Origin of the sequence: Acinetobacter thutiue (genome assembly GCF_030385805.1) — a bacterium.
Lineage (GTDB): Bacteria > Pseudomonadota > Gammaproteobacteria > Pseudomonadales > Moraxellaceae > Acinetobacter > Acinetobacter corruptisaponis.
Map to the genome: position 1 here is coordinate 74123 of NZ_JAUDZE010000010.1, position 22853 is coordinate 96975.

General features: G+C 43.1%; 19 protein-coding genes and 1 tRNA gene. 9 read left to right on the forward strand and 11 right to left on the reverse strand.

Annotated elements, in window-relative coordinates; translation table 11 throughout:
• Positions 1-1008 carry a Stealth CR1 domain-containing protein gene (locus tag QTA56_RS15900; protein ID WP_267982025.1) on the reverse strand — a complete coding sequence of 336 codons (1008 nt, stop codon included), beginning with the start codon at positions 1006-1008 and terminating at the stop codon, positions 1-3.
• A 25-nt stretch (positions 1009-1033) separates the two neighbouring features.
• Entirely contained in the window at positions 1034-1792 is a 759-nt protein-coding gene (locus QTA56_RS15905; protein ID WP_267981971.1) for a glycosyltransferase, read from the reverse strand.
• A gap of 178 nt (positions 1793-1970) precedes the next feature.
• On the opposite strand from QTA56_RS15905, the gene QTA56_RS15910 reads away from it, so the two are divergent.
• Positions 1971-2927 (forward strand): PIG-L family deacetylase, encoded by a 957-nt coding sequence (locus QTA56_RS15910; protein WP_267981972.1) that lies wholly within the window; start codon positions 1971-1973, stop codon positions 2925-2927.
• Positions 2928-2976: 49 nt separating this feature from the next.
• Here the strand turns inward: QTA56_RS15910 and QTA56_RS15915 are convergent, their stop codons facing one another.
• The 4 genes from QTA56_RS15915 to QTA56_RS15930 form a co-directional block, all read right to left on the reverse strand.
• Positions 2977-4137: a nucleotide sugar dehydrogenase gene (locus QTA56_RS15915; protein WP_267981973.1), complete on the reverse strand. Its 1161-nt coding sequence runs from the start codon at positions 4135-4137 to the stop codon at positions 2977-2979.
• A gap of 138 nt (positions 4138-4275) precedes the next feature.
• Positions 4276-5202 carry a branched-chain amino acid transaminase gene (locus tag QTA56_RS15920; protein WP_267981974.1) on the reverse strand — a complete coding sequence of 309 codons (927 nt, stop codon included), beginning with the start codon at positions 5200-5202 and terminating at the stop codon, positions 4276-4278.
• A gap of 26 nt (positions 5203-5228) precedes the next feature.
• A complete protein-coding gene (glnE, locus tag QTA56_RS15925) occupies positions 5229-7976 on the reverse strand; it encodes a bifunctional [glutamate--ammonia ligase]-adenylyl-L-tyrosine phosphorylase/[glutamate--ammonia-ligase] adenylyltransferase (RefSeq protein ID WP_267981975.1) in 2748 nt (915 codons plus the stop codon).
• Between the two features lie 73 nt (positions 7977-8049).
• Positions 8050-9321, reverse strand: a complete 1272-nt coding sequence (locus QTA56_RS15930; protein ID WP_267981976.1) for a sensor histidine kinase — start codon at positions 9319-9321, stop codon at positions 8050-8052.
• A gap of 314 nt (positions 9322-9635) precedes the next feature.
• Here QTA56_RS15930 and QTA56_RS15935 point away from each other — a divergent pair.
• From QTA56_RS15935 to secF, 8 genes are all read left to right on the forward strand, one after another.
• Positions 9636-9722: transfer RNA gene (locus QTA56_RS15935), tRNA-Leu, on the forward strand.
• A gap of 102 nt (positions 9723-9824) precedes the next feature.
• Positions 9825-10862 (forward strand): tRNA preQ1(34) S-adenosylmethionine ribosyltransferase-isomerase QueA, encoded by a 1038-nt coding sequence (queA, locus tag QTA56_RS15940; protein WP_267981977.1) that lies wholly within the window; start codon positions 9825-9827, stop codon positions 10860-10862.
• A 177-nt stretch (positions 10863-11039) separates the two neighbouring features.
• Positions 11040-12068 (forward strand): hypothetical protein, encoded by a 1029-nt coding sequence (locus QTA56_RS15945; protein WP_267981978.1) that lies wholly within the window; start codon positions 11040-11042, stop codon positions 12066-12068.
• A 63-nt stretch (positions 12069-12131) separates the two neighbouring features.
• Positions 12132-12701 carry a LemA family protein gene (locus QTA56_RS15950; RefSeq protein WP_267981979.1) on the forward strand — a complete coding sequence of 190 codons (570 nt, stop codon included), beginning with the start codon at positions 12132-12134 and terminating at the stop codon, positions 12699-12701.
• Positions 12702-13088: 387 nt separating this feature from the next.
• Entirely contained in the window at positions 13089-14219 is a 1131-nt protein-coding gene (gene tgt, locus QTA56_RS15955) for a tRNA guanosine(34) transglycosylase Tgt (RefSeq protein ID WP_267981980.1), read from the forward strand.
• 109 nt (positions 14220-14328) lie between these two features.
• Positions 14329-14658 carry a preprotein translocase subunit YajC gene (gene yajC / locus QTA56_RS15960; protein WP_004675516.1) on the forward strand — a complete coding sequence of 110 codons (330 nt, stop codon included), beginning with the start codon at positions 14329-14331 and terminating at the stop codon, positions 14656-14658.
• A gap of 51 nt (positions 14659-14709) precedes the next feature.
• Positions 14710-16611: a protein translocase subunit SecD gene (gene secD / locus QTA56_RS15965; RefSeq protein WP_267981981.1), complete on the forward strand. Its 1902-nt coding sequence runs from the start codon at positions 14710-14712 to the stop codon at positions 16609-16611.
• Positions 16612-16621: 10 nt separating this feature from the next.
• A complete protein-coding gene (secF, locus tag QTA56_RS15970; RefSeq protein ID WP_267981982.1) occupies positions 16622-17590 on the forward strand; it encodes a protein translocase subunit SecF in 969 nt (322 codons plus the stop codon).
• Between the two features lie 60 nt (positions 17591-17650).
• Here the strand turns inward: secF and QTA56_RS15975 are convergent, their stop codons facing one another.
• The 5 genes from QTA56_RS15975 to QTA56_RS15995 all read right to left on the reverse strand — a co-directional run bounded on the left by QTA56_RS15975 (position 17651) and on the right by QTA56_RS15995 (position 22825).
• Positions 17651-18619, reverse strand: coding sequence for a hypothetical protein (locus QTA56_RS15975; protein ID WP_267981983.1), 969 nt, complete (start codon positions 18617-18619; stop codon positions 17651-17653).
• A gap of 68 nt (positions 18620-18687) precedes the next feature.
• Positions 18688-19335, reverse strand: a complete 648-nt coding sequence (locus QTA56_RS15980; RefSeq protein WP_267982026.1) for a 4'-phosphopantetheinyl transferase family protein — start codon at positions 19333-19335, stop codon at positions 18688-18690.
• 64 nt (positions 19336-19399) lie between these two features.
• On the reverse strand, positions 19400-20809 hold the full coding sequence (der, locus tag QTA56_RS15985; protein WP_267981984.1) for a ribosome biogenesis GTPase Der: 1410 nt from the start codon (positions 20807-20809) through the stop codon (positions 19400-19402).
• Between the two features lie 175 nt (positions 20810-20984).
• A complete protein-coding gene (gene bamB, locus QTA56_RS15990) occupies positions 20985-22127 on the reverse strand; it encodes an outer membrane protein assembly factor BamB (RefSeq protein ID WP_267981985.1) in 1143 nt (380 codons plus the stop codon).
• Positions 22127-22825 carry a YfgM family protein gene (locus QTA56_RS15995; protein WP_267981986.1) on the reverse strand — a complete coding sequence of 233 codons (699 nt, stop codon included), beginning with the start codon at positions 22823-22825 and terminating at the stop codon, positions 22127-22129. Before QTA56_RS15995 ends, bamB begins: the two co-directional genes overlap by 1 nt.
• Positions 22826-22853 lie beyond the last annotated feature (28 nt).

Below are 22853 nucleotides of genomic sequence, written 5' to 3' on the forward strand. Positions count from 1 at the left end.
CTATCCCACTTGTATCATGTTCATTTGATTCTTGATCTGATCAGGTAAAAAGTCTTTAAACTTGTCTACCATCACCTCACAAATTAACACCTGATCAACTTCATTCATCATATCAAGGCTTTGAATACAACCATACTGAATGGCTGTATTCTTTAAAGCCTCAATAAATTTTCCAGTATCTCCTTCAGGCTTTATGTAAGCAACGTCCACATCAGGTTTAAGTATCGCCTGTTGTTTTTTAATACTGAGGTGATTTGCCAAACCCACAGGTAAGAATTGATCAATGTGACGAAACTTAAATCCAATTTGATGTTTCAGCACGTCTGGATGCTTTACAAAATATTCTTGAAGAATATTTTTCTTTATAGAATGAGGTCGATGATGCAGTGCGTAATATTTATTCAGTCCTGCTATTTCCGCACTTAATACTTGAGCAACTGTAAATTTTGGCTGTAACTGTTTCCCTGTCCAATGACTCAAGAACTTTCTAAACAAATACTTTAACTTGGTCATTCCATTACTTTTCCAGTGTCCATAAATCATCACCTTGTCCTGTTCAAAACAATCCAAATGAGAAAACGGGGCATTGAAAAAAAAATCATCATTCATGTAAACAAAATGATTTCCAAGCTCGGAAATATTCCATAACATCGTTTCGATGGACAGAGAGTTGAAAGTAGGCAAATACGTTTCATAGCCTTTAAATAATTGACTGTGATCAATTATTTTAATCTTATTCGCATCACATAACCCTTGCCTTACAAACTCATCAATCCATTGCGGCTTTTGTTGGTCAGTAACAAGATAAATCGTCCGAGCATCAGGCATATATTTTAAAATTGAGGCGATACAAAAATATATTTCATTATTGCTTGCGAAGCGTGTCAAGCTAACGGCATCCTGTGCCATTTGTTGACTCATATATTGTTGGCGTTTCTGTTTTAAATGGATATCCTGCCCATCTACCCAGGTAATGACCACATCTATAGGCAATATATTTCCCATAATAAACTAACTCGAAAAGATTAATCTGTTACTGCCAAGCCTCTTTAATCCAGTCCGATGGCAATACATAACGATACCATTTACCACCACCGCCATTCACAGCATCAGGTGGATTAATTTCGCCATGGAAAATAATAATTTTGGCATCTTTAGGTTTTACTGGCGGCTTAAAATACGCCAATGGAATTTTTTGCAGACAATGATATTTATAGCTCTTACACCAGGCATCATTCCAATAGCTTAATTTCCCCTCTTTATGCACAAACCATGATAAATAGGCCTGCTCATTACGGAACTTTTGACGGATTTCATCAAAATGCTCACGAAAATAAGGCAAGATTTCAGGGAAAGCACTCAATTTAAAACGATAGACTGAGCTATTGCCTGTGATGCGCCAAGGACGTTTCCAGTCATGAATAATCAGAAACTCTCCTTTTTCCTGAAAGAAGCAGTCAATATTATCAATAATCACGACATCAAGATCGAGAAACAGCGCATTACCTTTTAAGCCATATAAATCAGGTTCAAAGGTTGAAAGCTTGTTCCAGCCACGTTCAGGTGCGCCTGCTGGCAAATCTAAAGGTGGGATTGGGAAGCATTGTACATTGGGGTCAATTCCCTCTGTACGATCAGTCAAACATACCATTTTAAATGGCAAGGTCACATGGCGTTTCACCATATTATACAAACGATTAACGTATTCAGCTCCATACTTCGTTCCCCATTTCATACATAAAATGATATTTTGATTTTCTACTTCAGGGGCAGCTTGTTGAATACGATCCATATTCTCGACCTTTTGAATTACTCAGACACATGGATGCCTAACACATCCCTGCATTGTGTTATCTTAACATATCCACAGAATATGCAATTGTAATAAATTGAGAGCTTTCTTCTACATGACTCAAAAATCTTTTCTTTCTTTAAGTTAAAATAGGTCAAATTTTTAAGGTCAAATCCTGATGAAGAAATTTTTTCTTGTTTTATTACGTTTTTTCTTTGGTTATGGTCAACGGCAATTTGTCCCCTATGCTGCATCCCCTACTCCCACAATTATTAAAAATAATAAAGCCATTCAAAATATCTCTTTTTTTATTGTAGCCCACCCAGATGATATTGAGCTATTTATGGGAAAAGAGGCACGTCATCAGGTATTAAACAGTGATATTGAAAGAAAAGTTTTTATTGTACTAAGTGCTGGGGATGCGAACCGAAAAAACCGCAAGAAACCATTTCGTAAAGTCTCTTGGTGGCAAGCACGGGAACAGGCTCATACCACAGCAATTTCATTTTGGAATGATCATAAAAATGAAGTGTTTGAGCAGGAAATTACTATCAATGGCCGTTATATTACAGAGATCACCATCGGTTCAGACATCAGCCTATATAACTTTAGATTTCCTGATGCAGATAAAAACACTTCACTCGCCGAACTGGTTTACCTAGAAAAAGACTCAATTTCAGACTTAGCTCATCAGCAGCGCTATTCACTTGAGGATATTAAACAATCTTTAATTGAAATTATTGAATTAGAAAGCAAATATGCTCAAAGAGCATCTTTTTATATTATGGATTGTGACCATGAACGCAACCCTGACGACCATAAAGATCACCAAGCAACATCGCTTATTGTTCTAGATATTTTACCTAAACTCTCAATTAAGGAAAAATCCCTTTCTGGTTATCTCACTTATTTTATTAAAACCAAACCAATTAACCTTGAGGGTGAAGATAGAGAAAAAAGCTTTGAAACATGGGCCTTAATGGGTGAAGTTCTAGATTGTTGTGGGTATAAAAAAAATGATGATGAACACCATATGCAATGGGTCGGCAAAGAATATAAAAGTTTTAGTATTCAACCTGATCATGATCTTGACGAGATCAACAACCTCAATAAACTACGGATACAAAATAAATAATTGTGAATATTCTTACAAAGAAACCTAGAAATCCTTTGTAAGATTTTTTCTAATTCACCCCAAACAAGTCTCTGGTATAGATCTTTTCCATCACATCACTGAACATGGGCACCATCCGATTGACAATGATGAGATCAGACAGTGATTTAAACTTTTGTAGGCTAAATTCAACAGGATGACCTAGATATTCACTCACATCCAGAGTTGGTTCATAAATAATGATTCTAATTCCCTGATCGGCCAGTCCTTGCAACACATCATGTATCGCAGACTCCCTAAAATTATCGGAATCGGCTTTCATGGTGAGTCTGTAGATGCCAACACAGGATACGTCTCGACTTAAAATATCATCAACAATCGCCTGCTTGCGGGTTTGGTTGGATCGGATAATGGCTGAAATCAACTCTTGTGGCGTTTCACGATAATTGCCAAGCAGCTGCTTGGTATCTTTTGGCAGGCAATAACCTCCATAACCGAAAGATGGGTTGTTATAGTGATCACCAATGCGTTGATCTAAACCCACGCCCGTAATAATGTCCAAAGCACTTAACCTGTTTTTTAAGCAATAGGTATCCAGCTCATTAAAGAAAGCCACACGCATGGCTAGGTAAGTATTGGAAAATAGTTTAATCGCCTCAGCTTCTGTCGAATCCACACATAGAATCACCGCATCTTTTTTGATGCTTGCCTTAAGATAAAGCTTGGCTATTTTTTCAGCCCGCTTTGACTTTTCCCCCACAACGATTCGTGATGGATAAAGATTATCCTGTAGCGCCTGCCCCTCCCTCAGAAACTCAGGTGAGAAGATCAGGTTTTTAAAACCTAGGCGCTTGCATAGCTCGGCAGTATAGCCAACTGGAATGGTGGATTTAAGTATTATCAAAGCCTTGGGATTGATTGCCTGAATATCAGCAATCACGTTTTCTATGCTTGAGGTGTCAAAATAATTGGTTTCAGGATTATAGTTGGTTGGGGTCGCAATAATGATCAGCTTGGCATGTTGATAAGCCAGCGCTTTATCACAAGTTGCATCAAGGTTAGATTCGGATAAATAGTTTTGAATACAGGAATCACTGATCGGTGAAATTCGCTGGTTAATATTTTTCACTCTAGCTTGGTCAATATCAAGCACAGTGACATCGTGTTGTCTTGAAAATAATAATGCATTTGATAGACCCACATAGCCTGCTCCAACCACCGTAATTTTCATTGCCGCTCTATTTTGCCTCGGTTTAGAGACAACTTAGTTCAGTTAAATGAAAGATTGATGATGCTTTGATTGCAGTCTATTGACAATTCGGCAATAAAAAAAGCGAAGCCTAGGCTTCGCTTCTTCAAGCATTTGAGCTTACTTCACATAAGTCAGCCAATGTGCATATTTCTCATTACGGCCTTGAACCGCATCAAAGAAAGTCTTCTGAATCACAGTGGTGATTGGACCACGTGAACCACAACCGATTTCACGGTCATCATATTCACGGATTGGTGTCACTTCCGCTGCTGTACCTGTAAAGAATGCTTCATCAGCAATGTAGAACTCATCACGGGTGATGCGGCGTTCGATCACTTCATAACCCAAATCTTTAGCAATGGTAATCACGGTTTGACGGGTAATACCCTCGAGTGCACCACCAGCCAAGTCAGGCGTATGTAACACGCCATCCTTGATTAGGAATACGTTCTCACCTGCACCCTGACATACAAAGCCTTGCGGATCAAGCAACATGGCTTCGTTATAACCTGAACGCGCTACTTCCTGATGTGCCAGAATTGACACTGTATAGTTACCACAGGCTTTTGCCTTACACATGGTCACGTTTGGATGGTGATGGGTAAATGATGAGGTTTTAACACGAATACCACGTGCCATTGCCTCTTCACCAAGGTATGCACCCCAGCCCCACGCGGCAACCGCAGCATGGATGGTATTGTCAGTCGCGGCAATTCCCAGCTTCTCAGAACCAATCCAGATCAATGGACGCAAGTAGCAAGATGCCAATTTATTTTCACGTACAACGTCAATTTGTGCCTGTTCCAATGTCGCTTGATCAAATGGAACATTCATTTGATAAATTTTTGCTGAATTTAACAAGCGCTTGGTATGGTCTTGTAAACGGAAGATTGCAGTACCATTTGGGGTTTCATAAGCACGGACACCTTCAAAAACACCCATACTGTAGTGCAGTGTATGGGTTAAGACGTGGATTTTCGCATCACGCCAATCAACCAATTTTCCATCTTGCCAAATAAAACCATCACGATCAGCCAAATTCATGGCACATACTCCAAATTTTTACACAATCATTCACTTTCCAATGCTGTCGCAGTTGGATCAATTAACCTTTGCCATAACTTGCAAACGATCTCTCGGGTATCGTGCCAATCCGCAGCATTGACTTGCATAGATTGATTTGCAAGCGCTAGACGGTGGCTCTCAGCTCGTTCACGGAGATAAGCGTGTATTAATGCTGTGGCATCTTCACTGGATAAGCAGCCTGCTTGAGCAGCATCTTCTAGAATTCTTACATTGTCGGAAAAATGGGCGAGATCTGGATTCGTCCCACTCCATGCAAGCACTGCATACTGTGCCATAAATTCGATGTCAACGATACCACCTGAGTCCTGTTTTAAATGAAAAATCCCATGTTTTTTTTGCTCTGTCGATGAACCCAGGTGATCTTTCATTTTTTGACGCATTTTCAGCACTTCCTGACGAACTTCATTTTCATCACGGACTTGGGTCAGAATCTGACAACGAATCTGTTCAAACTGCTGGCATAAATCGGTATCACCCGCGATTGAACGTGCCCGAACCAGCGCCTGATGTTCCCATAACCATGCGCTTTTTTGCTGATAGTGTTCATAGGCTTTTAGGCTGGTGACCAGCATCCCTGCCTCACCCGATGGTCTGAGACGTGTATCAATTTCATAAACCCGTCCATCCAGCGTTTGCGTGGTCATCAGGGACATAAACTTTTGTGCCACCCGAATGGCGAACTCAGCACCACTAATGCTTTTCTTGCCATCAGTTTCACTTTGTTCCTCAAGGGCATGAATAAACACCAGATCAAGGTCAGAACCATAGCCCAGCTCAATCCCACCCAACTTGCCATAACCAATCACCGCAAAGCCTTTGGCATCGAGACGACAGCGCTGGCCATTGATTCCGACAGGATAACCATGTCGTTCCACAACCGCCTGATAAGCCAAGTTTAAAGTTGCCTGAACGCTGACTTCCGCAATATCAGTTAAGGCATCGGAAACCTTCATCAATGGACTTTCAGCCAGTACATCACTGGCGGCAACAGTCAATACATTGCTCTTTTTAAATAGCCGTAACACCCGCATCTGGTCTTCGACCTGATCAATCTCAATGCGCAGTAATTGCTGACGCAATGAATCTTCCAAATCCTTACGTTGTGGCAAGCCAAAATCCATCGACAAGAATTCATCCAGCAACACTGGATATTGTGCCAGTTCCTCACAAATCCACGGACTGACGGTTGCCATTTTGACCAGTCGCTGCAAGGCACCACGGCTTTCCATCAACATGACCAAATATACGGTACGGCGCAGCACTGACTCCACCAAGGGCATCAAACGCAACAAGGCGACTTGTGGTTGTGGTGACTGTAAGATTGCCTCGATCAAATGCGGCCAGAATTTCTTTAAACGTTCCAGGGCACTGGCTGGAATTTTGCGTAAAGCCTGCCCATGCCAGAAGTTCTGAATCAGGTTTGTAGCATCATCATCCAATACCGCATTAAGGCGCTGTTCCAACTGTGAAAAATCATCAATCGGTGCAGAAAATTCCTGTTCCTGAATCAGCTGCTTGAACTGAACTTTCACCTTGTCACGTTTCTGGTTCAGCACATCAACAAAGGCTTGCCAATCTGCAAAGCCCAAAGTCTCAATCATGCGCTGCCTTAACTCGGGTTCATTTGGCAGAGACTGGGTTTGCTGATCATTGAGTGCCTGAATGGCATGCTCAACCCGTCTTAAAAATAGGTAGGCATCTTCAAGATCAATCACCGCTTGCTGATCCAGCAATTCCGCTTCCCCGAGATGATGCAGATTGACCAGACATTGACGGTCCTGCAACTCGCGTTTTGATCCGCCATAGATCAACTGAAAGACCTGCACAATAAACTCAATTTCACGAATGCCGCCAGCACCGAGCTTGATATCATCCTCAATATTACGGCGCATGACCTCACGTTCGATCATGGCTTTCATTTCACGCATTGCTGCAAAGGCGGAATAATCCACATAACGGCGGAACACAAAGGGACGTGCCATTTCCATCAGTTCAGCGCCCGCCTTGCCCCCTGTAATTACCCGCGCCTTGATCCAGGCATAACGCTCCCATTCACGCCCGTGCTGGCTTAAATATTTTTCCAGTCCCGTATGACTAATTGCCAAGGCTGAACCATCTCCCCAGGGACGCAGTCGCATATCAACACGGAATACAAAACCATCCGCACTAATGTGATCCAGCAGGTAAATCAGCTTTTGTCCCCAGAGAATGCAGAACTGTTGCACATCAATACACTTACGACCATTGGTTTCGCCCTGTTCATCAAAGGCAAATATCAAATCAATGTCGCTGGAAAGATTCAGCTCCTGCGCGCCTAATTTACCCATGCCAATCACAATCAAGTCCTGAACCTGACCTGAATAGCCTATCGGTTCGCCATGTTTGGCAATCAGGGGAACAAGTGCAAATGCCTTGGCTGCACAGATACAGGCATCGGCAAAATCAGAAAGTTCACGGGTCAGGGTAACGACATTGGTGAGTTGATTGGCATCCTGCCAAATCCAGCGAAACATCAGTCTGGCACGTAGAACACGCAAGGCTTTCATCCAGGCCTGCTCATCAGTTAAATCTATGACAGCATGCTGGACTTTCTGGTGGATACTTTCAGTTGAAAGCGAATCAAGAAATTGATCTTCCAGGTAGTCTTGTTCTAATTGTGTCTGGTATAAATTTAAAACTTGCTCAGCATATTGGCTTGCAACCAAGGTTTTTTGTCGCTGTTCCACATTCATATAAAAAAGCTCGACTAATGTCATGTCATCTCAGATCATTTATATCAGTTACGAGCTTATCTTTAAAATCTCTTTAGGCTAATTTTGCCTTGGTTTTAGGTTGTTCAACGCATACATCCATGTGCTCACTTGCGGCTGGCAACAGCACCTTAAAGGTGGTTCCCTCACCCTCTTTCGAGCTGACGCTAATTTCGCCATGATTTAAATCAACAAAACGCTTGCACAAGGTCAGGCCTAAGCCTGCACCCTTTTCACCCGCTGTACCTTTTAAACTGACGGTTAGGCGAGGATGGAACAACTCTGCCATTTGCTCATCTGTCATACCCAAACCCGTATCCTGAATATAAATGGCAACATGGCGACCCTGCTCTTCCGCGCGAATCGACACCACGCCTAAACCATCTATATCGGTAAATTTCAAGGCATTGGACACCAAATTCTGAATCAGGGAAGTAACCATATTCATATCAGCATACGCCTTGATATGTTCTGGCACATCATTGATCAGGTTTATATTTTTCTTGACTGCAAGTGTCCTTAAAATATCCGTGACAATGGTGGTCACTTGTCTTAACTTAAATTCAATAGGGTAAGCGCTAAAGCGTCCACCCTCGGCCATTGACCAATTTAACAGACTTTCCAGCAGGTTATAGGTCGACTGGGCAGTATCATAAAGATAGTCTGCAATATTCTGGACACTTGCCTCATCCAGTGTGTCACGCTCTTTTGCCAGAATCTCGGAAAAACCCAGCAAGCCATGAAATGGCGCACGGAGGTCATGGGAAATAATGGAGAAGAACTTGGTTTTACTAAAATTAAGCGCCGCTTCCTGTTGGTATAATTCTTTTAATTCGTCATGGTTAAACTTCAATTCCAGTTGCTGCATGAAACTGACACAATGGGCCTGCAACAATTGTTTTTGTAAGTCGGTAAATTCCTGAGCCGATTCATCGAATAAAATCACATAACCCAAGGCAGTCTGATTGGGATGTCTGAGTTGCAGGGCGATCGCAGTTTGCGCTTTTCGCTTAAGTGAAGCCAGAAAAGCCAGCAATGTTGGATATTGTGGATGTTTACAGTCAATCAGGTCATCATTCACAAATAAGGTGTTTAAGCTCTTGGTAATTTTTGAAGAATCAATTACTTTTAATTTTTCAGGGCAACGATGCCAAAGATAAGGTTCCTGATGAAAAACAAGCAATGCGGTATTGGCCTGCATCAGGTTTCGGTTAAACTGCAAAAATTGCTCAAGCAAGTTCTGTTCTGAAGTTACACCTAAAGAAAGAGAAATTTTACAAGCACTTAACTTATCAGCCTGATGTAATTCTAATAGTTGAATCGCCATGCTCGCCTCTCGAATATTATCGTTATGACATGTATGTAGGTTTTATTTAAAAAAAATGAGAAAATCATCACCCACTATTAACAAACTTTAACATAAAAGGCAATTGTTGATTCGATCAATTCGCAACAAAACGTGATTTTTCAACAAAATTTTATTTCTGCTTATAAAACAAGCAACTTCACTGTTTCTGAACATTTTTATAAAAACACATAAAAAATCTATAAATTGCTCTAAAATTCAACAATTGATCAGCAGGCATGATTGACAACTGTTTTAAACAGGGTATTATACGCAACACAAAGCATCGCACTCTTCCCGAGGTGGTGAAATTGGTAGACGCGGCGGACTCAAAATCCGCTGTCAGAGATGACGTGTCGGTTCGAGTCCGACCCTCGGGACCAAGATTTCAAAAACCCCAAACTGGCATTAAAAGTTTGGGGTTTTTTATTTTAGGGATAAATCTTAGAAAGATGCCGTTCTGATTCAGTGTGGAAAAGAAATCTATGCAACTCTCTGACTTTTCGTTTGACCTTCCTGATGAACTGATTGCACGATATCCATTAGAAAGCCGTAGCGCCTCACGCCTACTGCATATCGATGTGCGGGGTCATTATCATGATCATGCCTTTACCGATATTCTGGACTTACTGGAAGATGGTGATTTATTGGTACTGAATGACACCAAGGTCATGAAAGCACGTTTAAAAGGAAAGCGTGCCACAGGCGGTGCAATTGAAGTGCTGGTTGAACGGATGTTGGATGCCCACACAGCTCACTGCCACATTAAGTCAAGCAACTCACCCAAGGCTGGTGCAGAACTATATATTGGTGAAGATGCCATTCCTGTGACAGTACACGGTCGCCATGAAAACCTGTTTATCGTTGAGTTTTCACAACCAATTTTATCTGTGCTTGATGAATACGGTCAGCTCCCGATTCCGCCTTATTTCAACCGTGAAGCTGAAGAAATTGATACCGAACGTTATCAAACGGTATTTCACGACCCTGAAAAAATTGCCAGTGTAGCAGCCCCAACAGCAAGCCTGCATTTCGACCAAGGCCTATTGGAAAAATTGGCAGCCAAAGGTATTCAAAAAACCTTTGTGACCCTGCATGTCGGTGCTGGGACATTTATGCCTGTGCGTACCACAGATATTACCAACCACATTATGCACAGTGAATGGTGTGACGTACCACAGGCAACCATTGACCTGATTTTGGAAACCAAGGCGCGTGGCAATAAAGTCATTGCTGTGGGTACAACAGCCACCCGTGCACTGGAAAGTGCAGCACAAGCCAACCAAGGCAGAATTGCAGCATGGACAGGCGATACACAAATTTTTATCTATCCAGGTTATCAGTTCTGTATCGTAGATCGTTTGATCACCAATTTCCACTTACCAGAATCGACCTTGCTGATGCTGGTTTCGGCTCTGTCCAATCGAGAGAATATTTTAGCGGCATATCAACATGCTGTTGAACAGCGCTATCGTTTCTTTAGTTATGGCGATGCGATGCTGGTTGATAAACTAGAAATTTAAAAAATATAAAGATAGGCTAAATCAAGGTTTAGCCTATTGCCTCATAAAAATAAATTGAACGATAGGAAATTTATTTTGGGATAAAAAACAATTAGATTCACATGCCACTTCTTAGTTTATGAAACTTAAAGCATAATTAAACGATCTTAGCCTTATTACAATGAATTGATCCTCTCCATGCCGATCGACACCGTCCAAGAAGCCCTACATATAAGACGTAAAAAAAATGCCCAGGTTTTTCGCAATATTGCCCGACTTTGGGAGATCGGGCAAAAATCACATAACGATCAAGAATTGCTGGATGCCCTGCATCCTTGGCGTGAGGATCATGGTTTACGCTTTTTTAATGTAATGCCTTATCTATTGGCAATTACCAGTATTAGTACACTCATTTTTGGCTATTTTCTTCATCCCCACATTCAGTTTATCTGGAGTTTTCTGGGGGCTTTTTTGACAGGCTTTTTAGCCTATTTACTCTATGAACCCAAAGAACCATTGACACAGGTCATCAATTATCTGGAACAGCGCATGACTGTATTGCGTTATGGTTTACAGTTTCAACAGTTGCCTGCCTACCTGCCAATACAGGCACAACCCCTCTTGGTGATGAGCAGGTTAAAGCAATACTTTCCCCTGTTTAACCGTGGCACTGAATCAAATGAAATCACGCAATATGCATCTACCACATGGAATGATGGCATAACAGAACATCAGGTTCTGCTTTTTCAATATCACTACATCAGTGAAATGCCGATTTTTCAGGAAGAACATACCAATAAAAAAGTTGCCAAAGAAATCCACAAGGACTTATGGGGCGCTTTTATCTTTCAGATGCCTGCATTGGGTGTCGCGGTGAGCAATCAGCGTTCACGTTTTTTTGCACCCTATACCAGCTCATGGCAAAGTAGCGATATTTTAATCAATCAAAAACTTAAAATTTTCGGTCTTGACCAGCATCAGATCGCCAAGGAAGTTGGCCCCAGTATGACCTTAAAATTACATGATTTTTTTGAACATTTTACAGGTGATTTAATTTATCATCATGAAGAGCAAATCTTGTGTTACGTGGGCGAACAAAATCTTTTCCAAACAGCCAGTAAACGTAGTGAAATTCATGATATTCCCGCATTGCGTGGTCATTTACGTACCATGACCATGCCGCAATATCAAAAATTTCAGCAATTGATGCTCAACTTAATTCAATAAATCCCTCTAGTCCTTTTTAAAGAAAAGGAAATTGATGGGGGAATAACAATAAGGGGAATGGCGATGACAGGTTTACTGATCTTCCTGGGAATTTTTGTTGTGATCATCGTGTGGGGTGTTTATACACGCAACAACATCGTGCGTTATTTTAACGCCACCAAACGTGCTTGGTCTGAAGTTGCAAATTTTGAACGTCAAAAAGTCAAAACGCTAGAAGCCTTAGAGGCAACGCTGGCCCAATACACCCAGTTTGAAAAATCGACATTGGAAAAAGTCACTGAGCTACGTCAACAAATTCTCAATTTAAATGTGAATGACACGGATATTTCCCAGTTACAGAATATTGAGAAAATGAGCAAAGAACTGATTCGCAGCCTGAATGTCGTGGTTGAGAACTATCCTGAACTCAAAGCTGATGCACTGTATAGCAAGATGATGGATGACATTCAGGAACAAAATGAAAATGTCGGTGCTGCAATTACCATCTTTAACCGCAATGTTGAGTTGTTTAACAACCAGATCGAGGTGTTTCCAAACAACCTGATCAATACACTGACCTTATCTAAAAAGAGTATTCGTCCATTTAAAGACAATCTTGCAACGGAAAATTTTGACTATAAGCCGAATTTTTAGAATTCCCCTCAGTCCCCCTTTTTCAAAGCAGGATCATCAAGTTCTAATTTTACCCCCTCTAAATCTCCCCCTTATCAGGGGGAGACTTCCCACGAATCCTATAAAGAATTGATTTAAATGGTGTTCCTCCACCTTTTCAAGGGGGAGGCTAGGAGGGGGTTACAGATTGTAGATACCTATGCTTTTTCAAAGGGGGGACTTTTCCACACATCACCAACCAATATTCAGCCACTTCATACAGAAAACTTTTTTATTTTATCCCTCGCTACATTTAGTAGTAGAACTACACGTCATAATCAAGGAAAATACCCGCTTTTGATCAGCGAACTGTTTTTTCGCCTTGCGCTGCGCTCAAAGCAGTGCTTCGATCTTGCTCAGGATAGTGTCATGAAATTTGAAAAATTAGGCCAGTCGGGGCGCGCCCGTCGTGGTCGACTCACTTTAGAACATGGTGTGGTAGAAACACCTGTGTTTATGCCTGTTGGTACTTACGGTACAGTGAAAGGTATGTTACCTCGTGACATAGAAGAGATTCAGGCACAGATTATTTTGGGAAATACGTTCCACCTGTATTTACGTCCTGGTCTGGAAGTCATTAAAGAGCATGGTGGTCTACATGAGTTTATCCAATGGGATAAACCGATTTTGACCGACTCAGGTGGTTTTCAGGTGTTTAGCCTGGGTGCAATGCGTAAAATCAAGGAAGAGGGCGTGACTTTCCGCTCGCCTATCGACGGTTCGAAAGTGTTCCTGTCTCCTGAAATTTCAATGGAGATTCAACACGTGCTCAACTCAGACATCGTGATGATCTTTGATGAGTGTACCCCCTACCCTGCAACCCATGAAGAAGCGCAAAAATCATTGCAGCTTTCCTTACGCTGGGCAAAACGTTGTAAAACCCACCACCATGATGAACTCAACAATAAAAATGCCTTATTCGGTATTATTCAGGGTGGCATGTACGAAGACCTGCGTGATGAGTCACTTAAAGGCCTTTTAGAGGTTGGCTTTGATGGTTATGCGATTGGTGGTTTATCGGTGGGTGAACCGAAAGAGGAAATGATCAAGGTACTGGATTATTTACCCAACAAAATGCCACATAACAAACCACGTTACCTGATGGGTGTCGGTAAACCAGAGGACATCGTGGAGGCGGTGCGTCGTGGCGTGGACATGTTTGACTGCGTGATGCCAACCCGTAACGCCCGTAATGGTCATTATTTCGTGACCGATGGTCTGGTCAGAATCCGTAACAGTAAATATCGTCATGATAAAGGGCCTTTAGACCCACATTGTGACTGCTACACTTGTAAAAATTTCACCCGTGCCTATTTATATCATTTAGAGAAGTGCGGTGAGATGCTGGCCTCCATGCTTGGCACCATCCATAACCTACGTTACTACCAGCGCCTGACACAGGGCATGCGTGATGCACTGGATAATGGCACATTTGATGACTATGTTCAGGACTTTTATGCGCGTCGTGGACTGGAAGTTCCACCCTGCCCTGAAGACTGATGTGAAGTAAATGCATCAAGATTTGCGCCTGACCGCAAGACAGGGTACATTGCAAAACGAATTGGAATTTATTGTTAATTTTTTGGCTTTTTAACTTTAGGAAATCGAAATGAGCTTTTTAATTTCTACTGCTCACGCTGCACCAGCGGCCCAGCAAGGTCCTAGCCTGATGGCAAACTTATTGATGATTGCGGTATTTATCGCGATCTTCTATTTCCTGATCTGGAGACCACAGGCGAAACGTGCCAAAGAACATCGTTCTTTGATCGAAAGTCTGGGTGTTGGCAGTGAAATCGTGTTTGCTGGTGGTTTGATGGGGAGAATTACCAAACTTGATGGGGACTTTGCCGTTGTTGAGCTTTCTCGTGGCGTAGAAGTCAAAATCCAGCGTGCCAGTGTCATTTCAGTATTGCCTGAAGGCACTTTAAACAACCTTTAATCATAAGATCGTCGTGCCTCAGCACGACTTTTTCATTTAAGAAGAAAGCGAATGCGTTACCCTGCATGGAAATATTTACTGATCCTTGTGGTACTTGTGATCAGTACGTTATATGCACTTCCTAGTCTGTATCCAGATGAACCTGCTGTCCAGATTTCTGGGGCAAAGGCAGGTACCCAGATTGATCAGAGTATAGTGCAAAAAGCTGAGCAGATTTTAAAAGCTGCCAACCTCAGCAGTCACGACAACAGCTTCACCAACAACGCGGCACTATTACGTTTAGACTCCTCAGAGGCCCAGTTAAAGGCCAAGGAAATGCTGCGCCGTGATTTGGGTGATGACTACGTGGTTGCCCTCAACCTTGCACCAACCACACCAGAATGGCTGCAAAAGATTGGGGCCAAGCCGATGAAACTCGGTTTGGACTTGCGTGGTGGTGTACATTTCCTGCTTGAAGTCGACATGGATAAAGCAATTAGTCAGCGTATGGAAACATCTGCGACTGATCTGCGTCGTCAATTTCGTGACAACAAAATCAAGTTTAACAACCTTAATTTAAGCAACAACACCATTACCATCCAGTTCGCAGACAATGCTGACCGTGATGCAGCGACAGATTTTCTGCGCCGTAATAGTAATGAGTTTACCCAGCAGGCGGTTGCAACTGCTACAGGCGCGACCTTAAAACTGAATTACACCGATGCACGCCGTCAGGAAATCCAGTCTTATGCGGTGAACCAGAACTTAACCACCCTGCGTAACCGTATTAACGAGTTGGGTGTGGCTGAAGCACTGGTACAGACACAGGGTAACAACCGTATTGTGGTTGAATTGCCAGGCGTACAGGATACTGCCGAGGCAAAACGTGTTCTTGGACGTACCGCAAACCTTGAGTTCCGCTTGGTTGCTGATAGCAATGATCAATATATTGACAAATATACAGGTAAATATAATGGTCAGCCGCTTCCTCCAGGTACAGAAGTATTTGCCTATGAATCACTGGATAGTGGCCGTCAACTGCTGTTAAACCGTAGCCGCATCCTGACAGGCGAACGCGTACAGAATGCAAGCTCTGGCTTTAGTCAGGACTCAGGTGGCGCGGAAGTCAACATTACGCTGGACACTGCTGGTGGTAAGTTGATGGCAGACGCAACACGCAATGCCGTTGGCAAGCGTATGGCGGTGCTGTTTATTGAGAATAAACAAAAAATCAGCTATGTCACTGATCCTCAAACAGGAACACAAACTGAAGTTCGTACACCATATACTGAGTCTGTGGTGATCAATGCCGCAACCATTCAAGCAGTGTTGGGTTCACAGTTCCGTATCACAGGGCTTGACTCTCCACAGGAAGCGGCTGAGCTTGCCTTGATGCTTCGTGCAGGTGCACTGGCTGCGCCGATGTACTTCGTGGAAGAGCGTGTGGTTGGACCTAGCCTTGGTCAGGAAAATATTGATAAAGGCGTGTTATCGACCCAAATCGGCTTCCTGTTGGTTGCCATCTGGATGATCGTGTTCTTCCGTTTATTCGGCTTGATTGCCAACTTTGCGCTGGTGTTTAACCTTGCCATGATTCTCACCGTGATGTCATGGATTGGCGCTTCCCTCACCCTGCCAGGTATTGCAGGGATCGTGATCACCATTGGTATGGCAGTCGATGCCAACGTCCTGATCTGTGAACGGATACGGGAAGAAATGCTCTGGGGCGCCTCGCCCAAACAGGCCATTGTCGCGGGTTATGATCGAGCCTATAACACCATTTTTGACTCGAACTTAACCACGTTCCTGGTTGCGTTTATCTTATTCGCAATTGGTACAGGCCCGATTAAAGGCTTCGCCGTTACCCTGATGATTGGTATTGTCTGCTCGATGTTTACCGCAATTACGGTAACACGTGCAATCGTACAGCTCATTTATGGCAAACGCCGTAATTTGACCAAGTTGAGTATTTAAGGAGATTCACATGACTGATCTGACTCAACAGGACTCAAAACAATACGGCCGTCCAGATGACCTAAAAATCATCCCGTTTATGAAGATTGCCAAACCTGCTGCAATCTTCTCGATTTTGCTGACCATTGCCAGCATCTTCTTTATTGCGACCAAAGGCCTAAATCTCGGTTTGGACTTTACAGGAGGTATTTCTGCTGAGTTGAACTACAAACAGGCGGTTCAACCTGCCCAGGTGGTTCAGGCACTGGATCGTGCAGGATTCAAGGATGCCGTGGTACAAACACTGGGAAGCAATACCGACCTGATCGTGCGTATGCCCGTGCAGGAAGACCTTGAGGTTGAAGATTTAAGCAACACCATTACCAAAGCGGTTCAATTGCCAAACAACTCCGTAGAAGTCCACAAGGTGGATTCTGTTGGTGGTGCGGTCGGTAATGAGCTGTATATCCGTTCTGCGGGTGCGGTGGCGCTTGCATTGATCCTGATGCTGATCTACGTGACCATCCGTTTTGAGTTTAAACTTGCGATGGGTGCGGTCATGTCGTTATTCCACGACATCGTCATTATTATCGGCGCATTTGCATTGTTCCAGTGGCCTTTCGACCTGACAGTTTTGGCTGCGGTCCTTGCGGTGATTGGTTTCTCACTCAACGATAACATCGTTGTCTCAGACCGTATCCGTGAGAACTTCCGTAAGATTCGTGGTGCAACCCCGCGTGAAATCGTGGATATTGCCCTTACTGAAACTTTACGCCGTACTATCCATACCTCGATGACCCTGTTACTCGTGGTGCTTGCCATGATGTTCCTAGGTGGTGATGGCCTGCACTGGTTCTCTGTGGCGATGTTTGTCGGTGTATTCGTCGGTACTTACTCATCGATTTATATCGGTACAGCTTTCGCATTATGGCGTGGCCTGAATCGTCAGGACTTTATTGTCCAGGTTAAACCTGAGTTTGAAGAAGAAGAGATTCCTTAAACTTTCCACTTCTCTTGATTCAAATAAAATGCCAGCATGATTGCTGGCATTTTTTATGACCTACAAAAGTGCCTGACTGAGTTGCAAAACCATTTGTTTATTTATGCGTTGCTGCTCTGCGGTAAGCTGATTGGAAAGTTCAACGCCTGTTTTAAAATCCTGTTGTTGCATCGTTTTATTGAGGGCCTTGATATTCTCCAAAGCCTGCTGGGCATTTGTAGGTTGCTTAAAATCAGCAAAAATCTGGAGGTTTGATTGTATAGATTGCACATTGAGCTGTTGAATCTTTTTAAAAGTCGCTGTACGTGGTTGCAAGGCCTGATAAGCTTGCAGTTCCCGTACATCATCATATTCTGTTCGTTGCGATAGCTTTTGAAGATTTCCAAAAGTATCCCACTCGGCATCTCGTGGATAAAGTTGATGCTCAAGTATTGAGTAATCCAACCAGTCCGAGAACAGATCAGCATCAATATGCCTTAAACGTCTATCTTTCTTAATAGCCAAGATTCTTAACTGTTCCAGAACTTTCATTTCTGCTTGCTGTGCCTGATATTTACTGACAGTCTCTATTTTGAGTGCAGGCTCTCTTAAAAATGTCTGAGTATCACCATGCTTGGCATAATAATCAATGACGTTGTCCTGAAAAAGCTGATTCATTATTGTTAAGGTCTGCATATCCAGACTTTGAATATTTCGGTAACTTTCCGTGGCAAAAGTGGCTTGCCGAATTCTTGCAATATTTTGATTATTGGCATCAATAATCAACTTGGCATCTTTAACATAGTTTTGTCTAAATTTTTCTCTTCCTGCTGATGAACTTAAATCTATTTTCTCAGTATTGAGACGGGGAATTTCCTGTTGTTGTATGAGGTTTTGGTATTTAAGCCAGTCTTGAATTAAAAGCTGCTCATATTGAGGACGAAATGCTTGAGTAATGATTCTGGGCAATAACTGTGCATCTGCATAATGATGTGTAGCAGCAATTCCCATTCCCCCCAATAAAACCACAACCAAAAAATTTTTCTTCATTGTTTTCAATTTTTATTCGCTTTTGAACCGAGAGTATAGAAAAAATCATCTCCACAAGTCAAAGCAGACTAAGCTTGAATCACCTGAATCTGTGGAAACTGAAAACCACGACAGGACTGCTCTGCCCGCCATGCCACTGTCAGCACAATCTTCTGATTTAAGATAAAATTCTGATAGGCAAAAGTCCCCAGTAGCGGATGGGAACACATTCCTCCATGACTGGTTGGGTGAACTTGGGTATTTAAACTGTTGAGGTCCAAACGAATCCCCAAACCCGATGCCTTTAAAATTGCTTCCTTGGTCGTCCAGACCCTAAACCAATATTCCTCATCCTCACTTGCTTGCCATATCTGATATTCTTCGGGATGAAAGGCATGTTGTGCCAGGGCATCAAAGCGAACCTTTCGATCCAGTTCCTCAACATCAATCCCAATGTCTTTAACACGTTCACTCATGGCCAAAGCATAATATTGCTGACTATGTGAATGGTTAAAATGTAGCGAATGAGACGTTAAAAAAGGTTTACCATGTTCATGCTGGGCAAAAGTCAAATCTTCTATTGAGCAATCCAACTGATTAGCGAGAAAGTGATTACGCCGAGCTTGAATCTGCTGTTTTTTATAATGATTAAAACTGCTTAAATCAGCAAAATCTGTTTTATTCTTTTCAAACAGTTGAGCCAATGCCTGAACATAAATCTGGATGACACGCGCCATAACAGCCCCCATTGCAGATAAAAAAGCCCAAAGCAGACTTTGGACTTTTGACATCAAGAAAAACTTAACGCTTGAATTTCTTTTCCGCCTTTTTAAATTTCTGGATATAACGACGTTTACGTGCGGCAACACGCTCATCCACTTGAGACTTACGCCCTTCAAATGGGTTTTCGGAGGTCTTAAAGTCGATTTTTACAGGTGTACCCTCAAGCTTATACACTTTACGGAACACGTTCTCTAAATAACGACGGTAATCCGCAGGGGTTTTATCAACCTTGTTGCCGTGAATGACGATAGTGGGTGGATTCTGTCCGCCCATATGCGCATAACGCATTTTAATACGGCGGCCACCAATGGATGGCGGCTGATGCGCTTCAGTGGCATCATTTAAAATCTGGGTCAGTTTCGCTGGTGAAACCTTTAAGTTTGATGATTCATACGCACGGTGAATGGATGGATATAACTCTCCCACCCCAGTTCCATGCAGTGCAGAAATCAAGTGGATTTTTGCCCAGGGAATAAAGTCAAAACGGCGTTCAACATCAAGCTTACATTGCTTGCGGTCATACTCGCTCATATTGTCCCACTTGTTGATCGCAATGACCATGGCACGACCTGCTTCAAGCGCATAACCAATTAAATGCAGGTCTTGCTCTACAATCCCCTCACGGGCATCAACCACCACGACCACAACATTGGCATCTTTCATCGCCTGAAGGGTCTTAACGATTGAGAACTTCTCAATCATTTCATCCACCTTACCTTTACGACGCACACCTGCGGTATCAATCAGGGTATATTGGCGGCCATCACGCTCAAATGGAATATAAATCGAGTCACGTGTTGTTCCAGGCTGGTCAAAAGCCACCACACGCTCTTCACCGAGTAAACGGTTAACCAGCGTTGATTTCCCCACATTGGGACGGCCAATGATTGCTAAACGCAAGCCCGTGTTTTTATTGTGTTCTTCTGGATTTTCATCTTCTGGGACTTCCGCCAGGACTTCTTCCAGCATTTGCTGCACACCACGACCATGACTGGCTGCGACCTGCATTGGTTCACCCATACCGAGCTTATAAAACTCAACCAAGGCTGCTTCCGCATGTACGCCATCGACCTTGTTGGCAACGAGGTAGACTTTCTTGCCAAGGGTACGCAACTCACGCGCAATTTGCTCATCTGAAGCCAATAGGCCTGCGCGGGCATCCACAACAAAAATAATGATATCGGCTTCATTGATGGCAGTTTTTGACTGTTCCGCCATATAGGTGTCGATACCACCCTCATTCTCACCGATACCACCTGTATCGACCACAATGAATGATTTGTTCTGATAAACCGCATCACCGTATTTGCGGTCACGGGTTAAACCAGCGAAGTCAGCAACCAAAGCATCACGACTTTTGGTGATTTGGTTAAATAGCGTTGATTTTCCGACGTTTGGACGACCAATGAGCGCAATAACGGGTTTCATAGATTAACCTTAATTCAGACGAGCCATCTTGATGACATCGTATCAGAAACAGTATGGAAGATTTTGGTGATCAAGTAATCACAATAAAAATTCGGGGCTTTGATAATCAAATACCCCGATCAATGTTCTGTTTAGCAATCGCTAATTGATTATTTTAGCACAAGCGGAGCTAAAATTAACGATTCTGCCAAATGCTTAATGCACCTTTCCGCGTAGCAACATAAAGCTGGTTATCAATCACGCGTAGTGACTGCACTTCACCACTGGTTTTGGCACGCCCAACCAGTTTACCCGAAGCAGGATCAAGCAGATGGATCACACCATCCAGATCACCCACCACAAGGCTCTGTCCCAACATGACAGGATTGCTGAGCTGACGATTCAGCAACTCTTCATTTTGCCAAGCCAACTCACCTGTACTCAGGCTATAGGCATTCAGCTTACCATCCACCGTGGAAACAAATACCTTATCACCCGATACTTCTGGGCGGTTGGTACTGCTGGCATCTTCACTCCACACTACACGTTGTGTAGCCAGATCAGTGACTGTGACCTGTCCCTGGAAACTGGTGGTGACCAGATACTGACCCGCAACCACTGGATCGCCCACAATGTCAATCAGGCGCTGAATGTCTGAACGTCCTTCACTGATCGCAACACGGCGCTGGAAACGTGGCACACCACTAATCACATCCAATGCATAAACATAAGCATTCGCTGATGCGACCAAAATAGTACGGTCATCCAAACGCACAGGTGCAGGTTGACCACGTAAACTAAACTGAACGCTTGGTAATTTATATGCCCAAACCTGTTGCCCAGATACAGCGTCATGTGCAAATACAGTCCCGTCATTTGCAATCGTAATAACTCGTCCCGATTGAATCAGTGAAGGAGAAAGAATTGCACCAGACAACTGAGTTGTCCACTTTTGTTCACCCGTGGCCTGATCCAATGCAAACAACTGTCCCTTACGGTTGCCCACCACAACAATTCCCTCAGCTGCTTCTACACCAGCAGTGAGTTCTTGTTTGGTAATCTTGCTTTTCCAAAGTCGTTCCTTGCCCTTATAGGCAGAAACCTGACCATCAGGATCAATCGCAAAAATCACGCCATTGTCGGTATCCAACTGTAGGCGTAAAGCCTCAGCCGCATTTGTAGATGAAACACTTTGCGAAAACACAAGGTTCAAGCCTTGTTGTTGCTGAATTTTCGGCAATGGATTTGGTTTGGCCTCTTTAACCTTATTACTTGAACATCCAAGCAATAAAGCTGAAGCAACTGCAATTGCCAAAGGTAGTTTTAGTTTATTCTGCATTAAGACTCATCCACTTTGGTATCTAAGATCGGGCGCTCAATTTCAGGATCATCTACTAAAACGCCAACACTTTCGAGTTTAATTTGTAAAAGCTGACGCTCCTGCTTACGCTCAAGCAGGTTATCCCAGGCACTTTGATAGGCCTTACGCGCGGATGCATTGTCTTTTTTCGCAACAAAGATATCGCCACGCAACTCATCTGCAGTTGCCTTAAAGGCAGGCTCTGTCACACCTGACAAGGTTTTCAACGCCTCATCAAACTTCTTCTGTGCCAGTTGTGCATCAGCCAAACGTAATTTAACAATCTGCACCAAACCCGCATCCTTGACTTTCGAGTTTTCGACTTTCTTCAGGGCTTTTTCAGCAGCGACATAGTCCTGCTTGTCATAAGCCAGCTTTGCCAGAATAAACTGTGTCTGGATCGCCTGCACAGAATCCGCATCATCCTTGACAATTTTGTCTGCCGCTTCAGAAACTGTTGCAAGGGCATTTGGCTGACCTGATGCAGCTTTCGCCTCATCCATCAGTTTTTGCACCTTGGCGGTTTGATTCTGGGCTTCAGCCAGATTTTTCTTTTGCCAGTATTCCCATCCGAAAAAGGCAATCAGGGCAATGAGAATTCCGCTAATCATGGCAGAACCATATTTTTTGGCAAACGACTTTAACTGGTCGAGTTGTTCTTCATCACTTAAACTCATGTGATTGTCCTTTTCCTAAATATTGTGC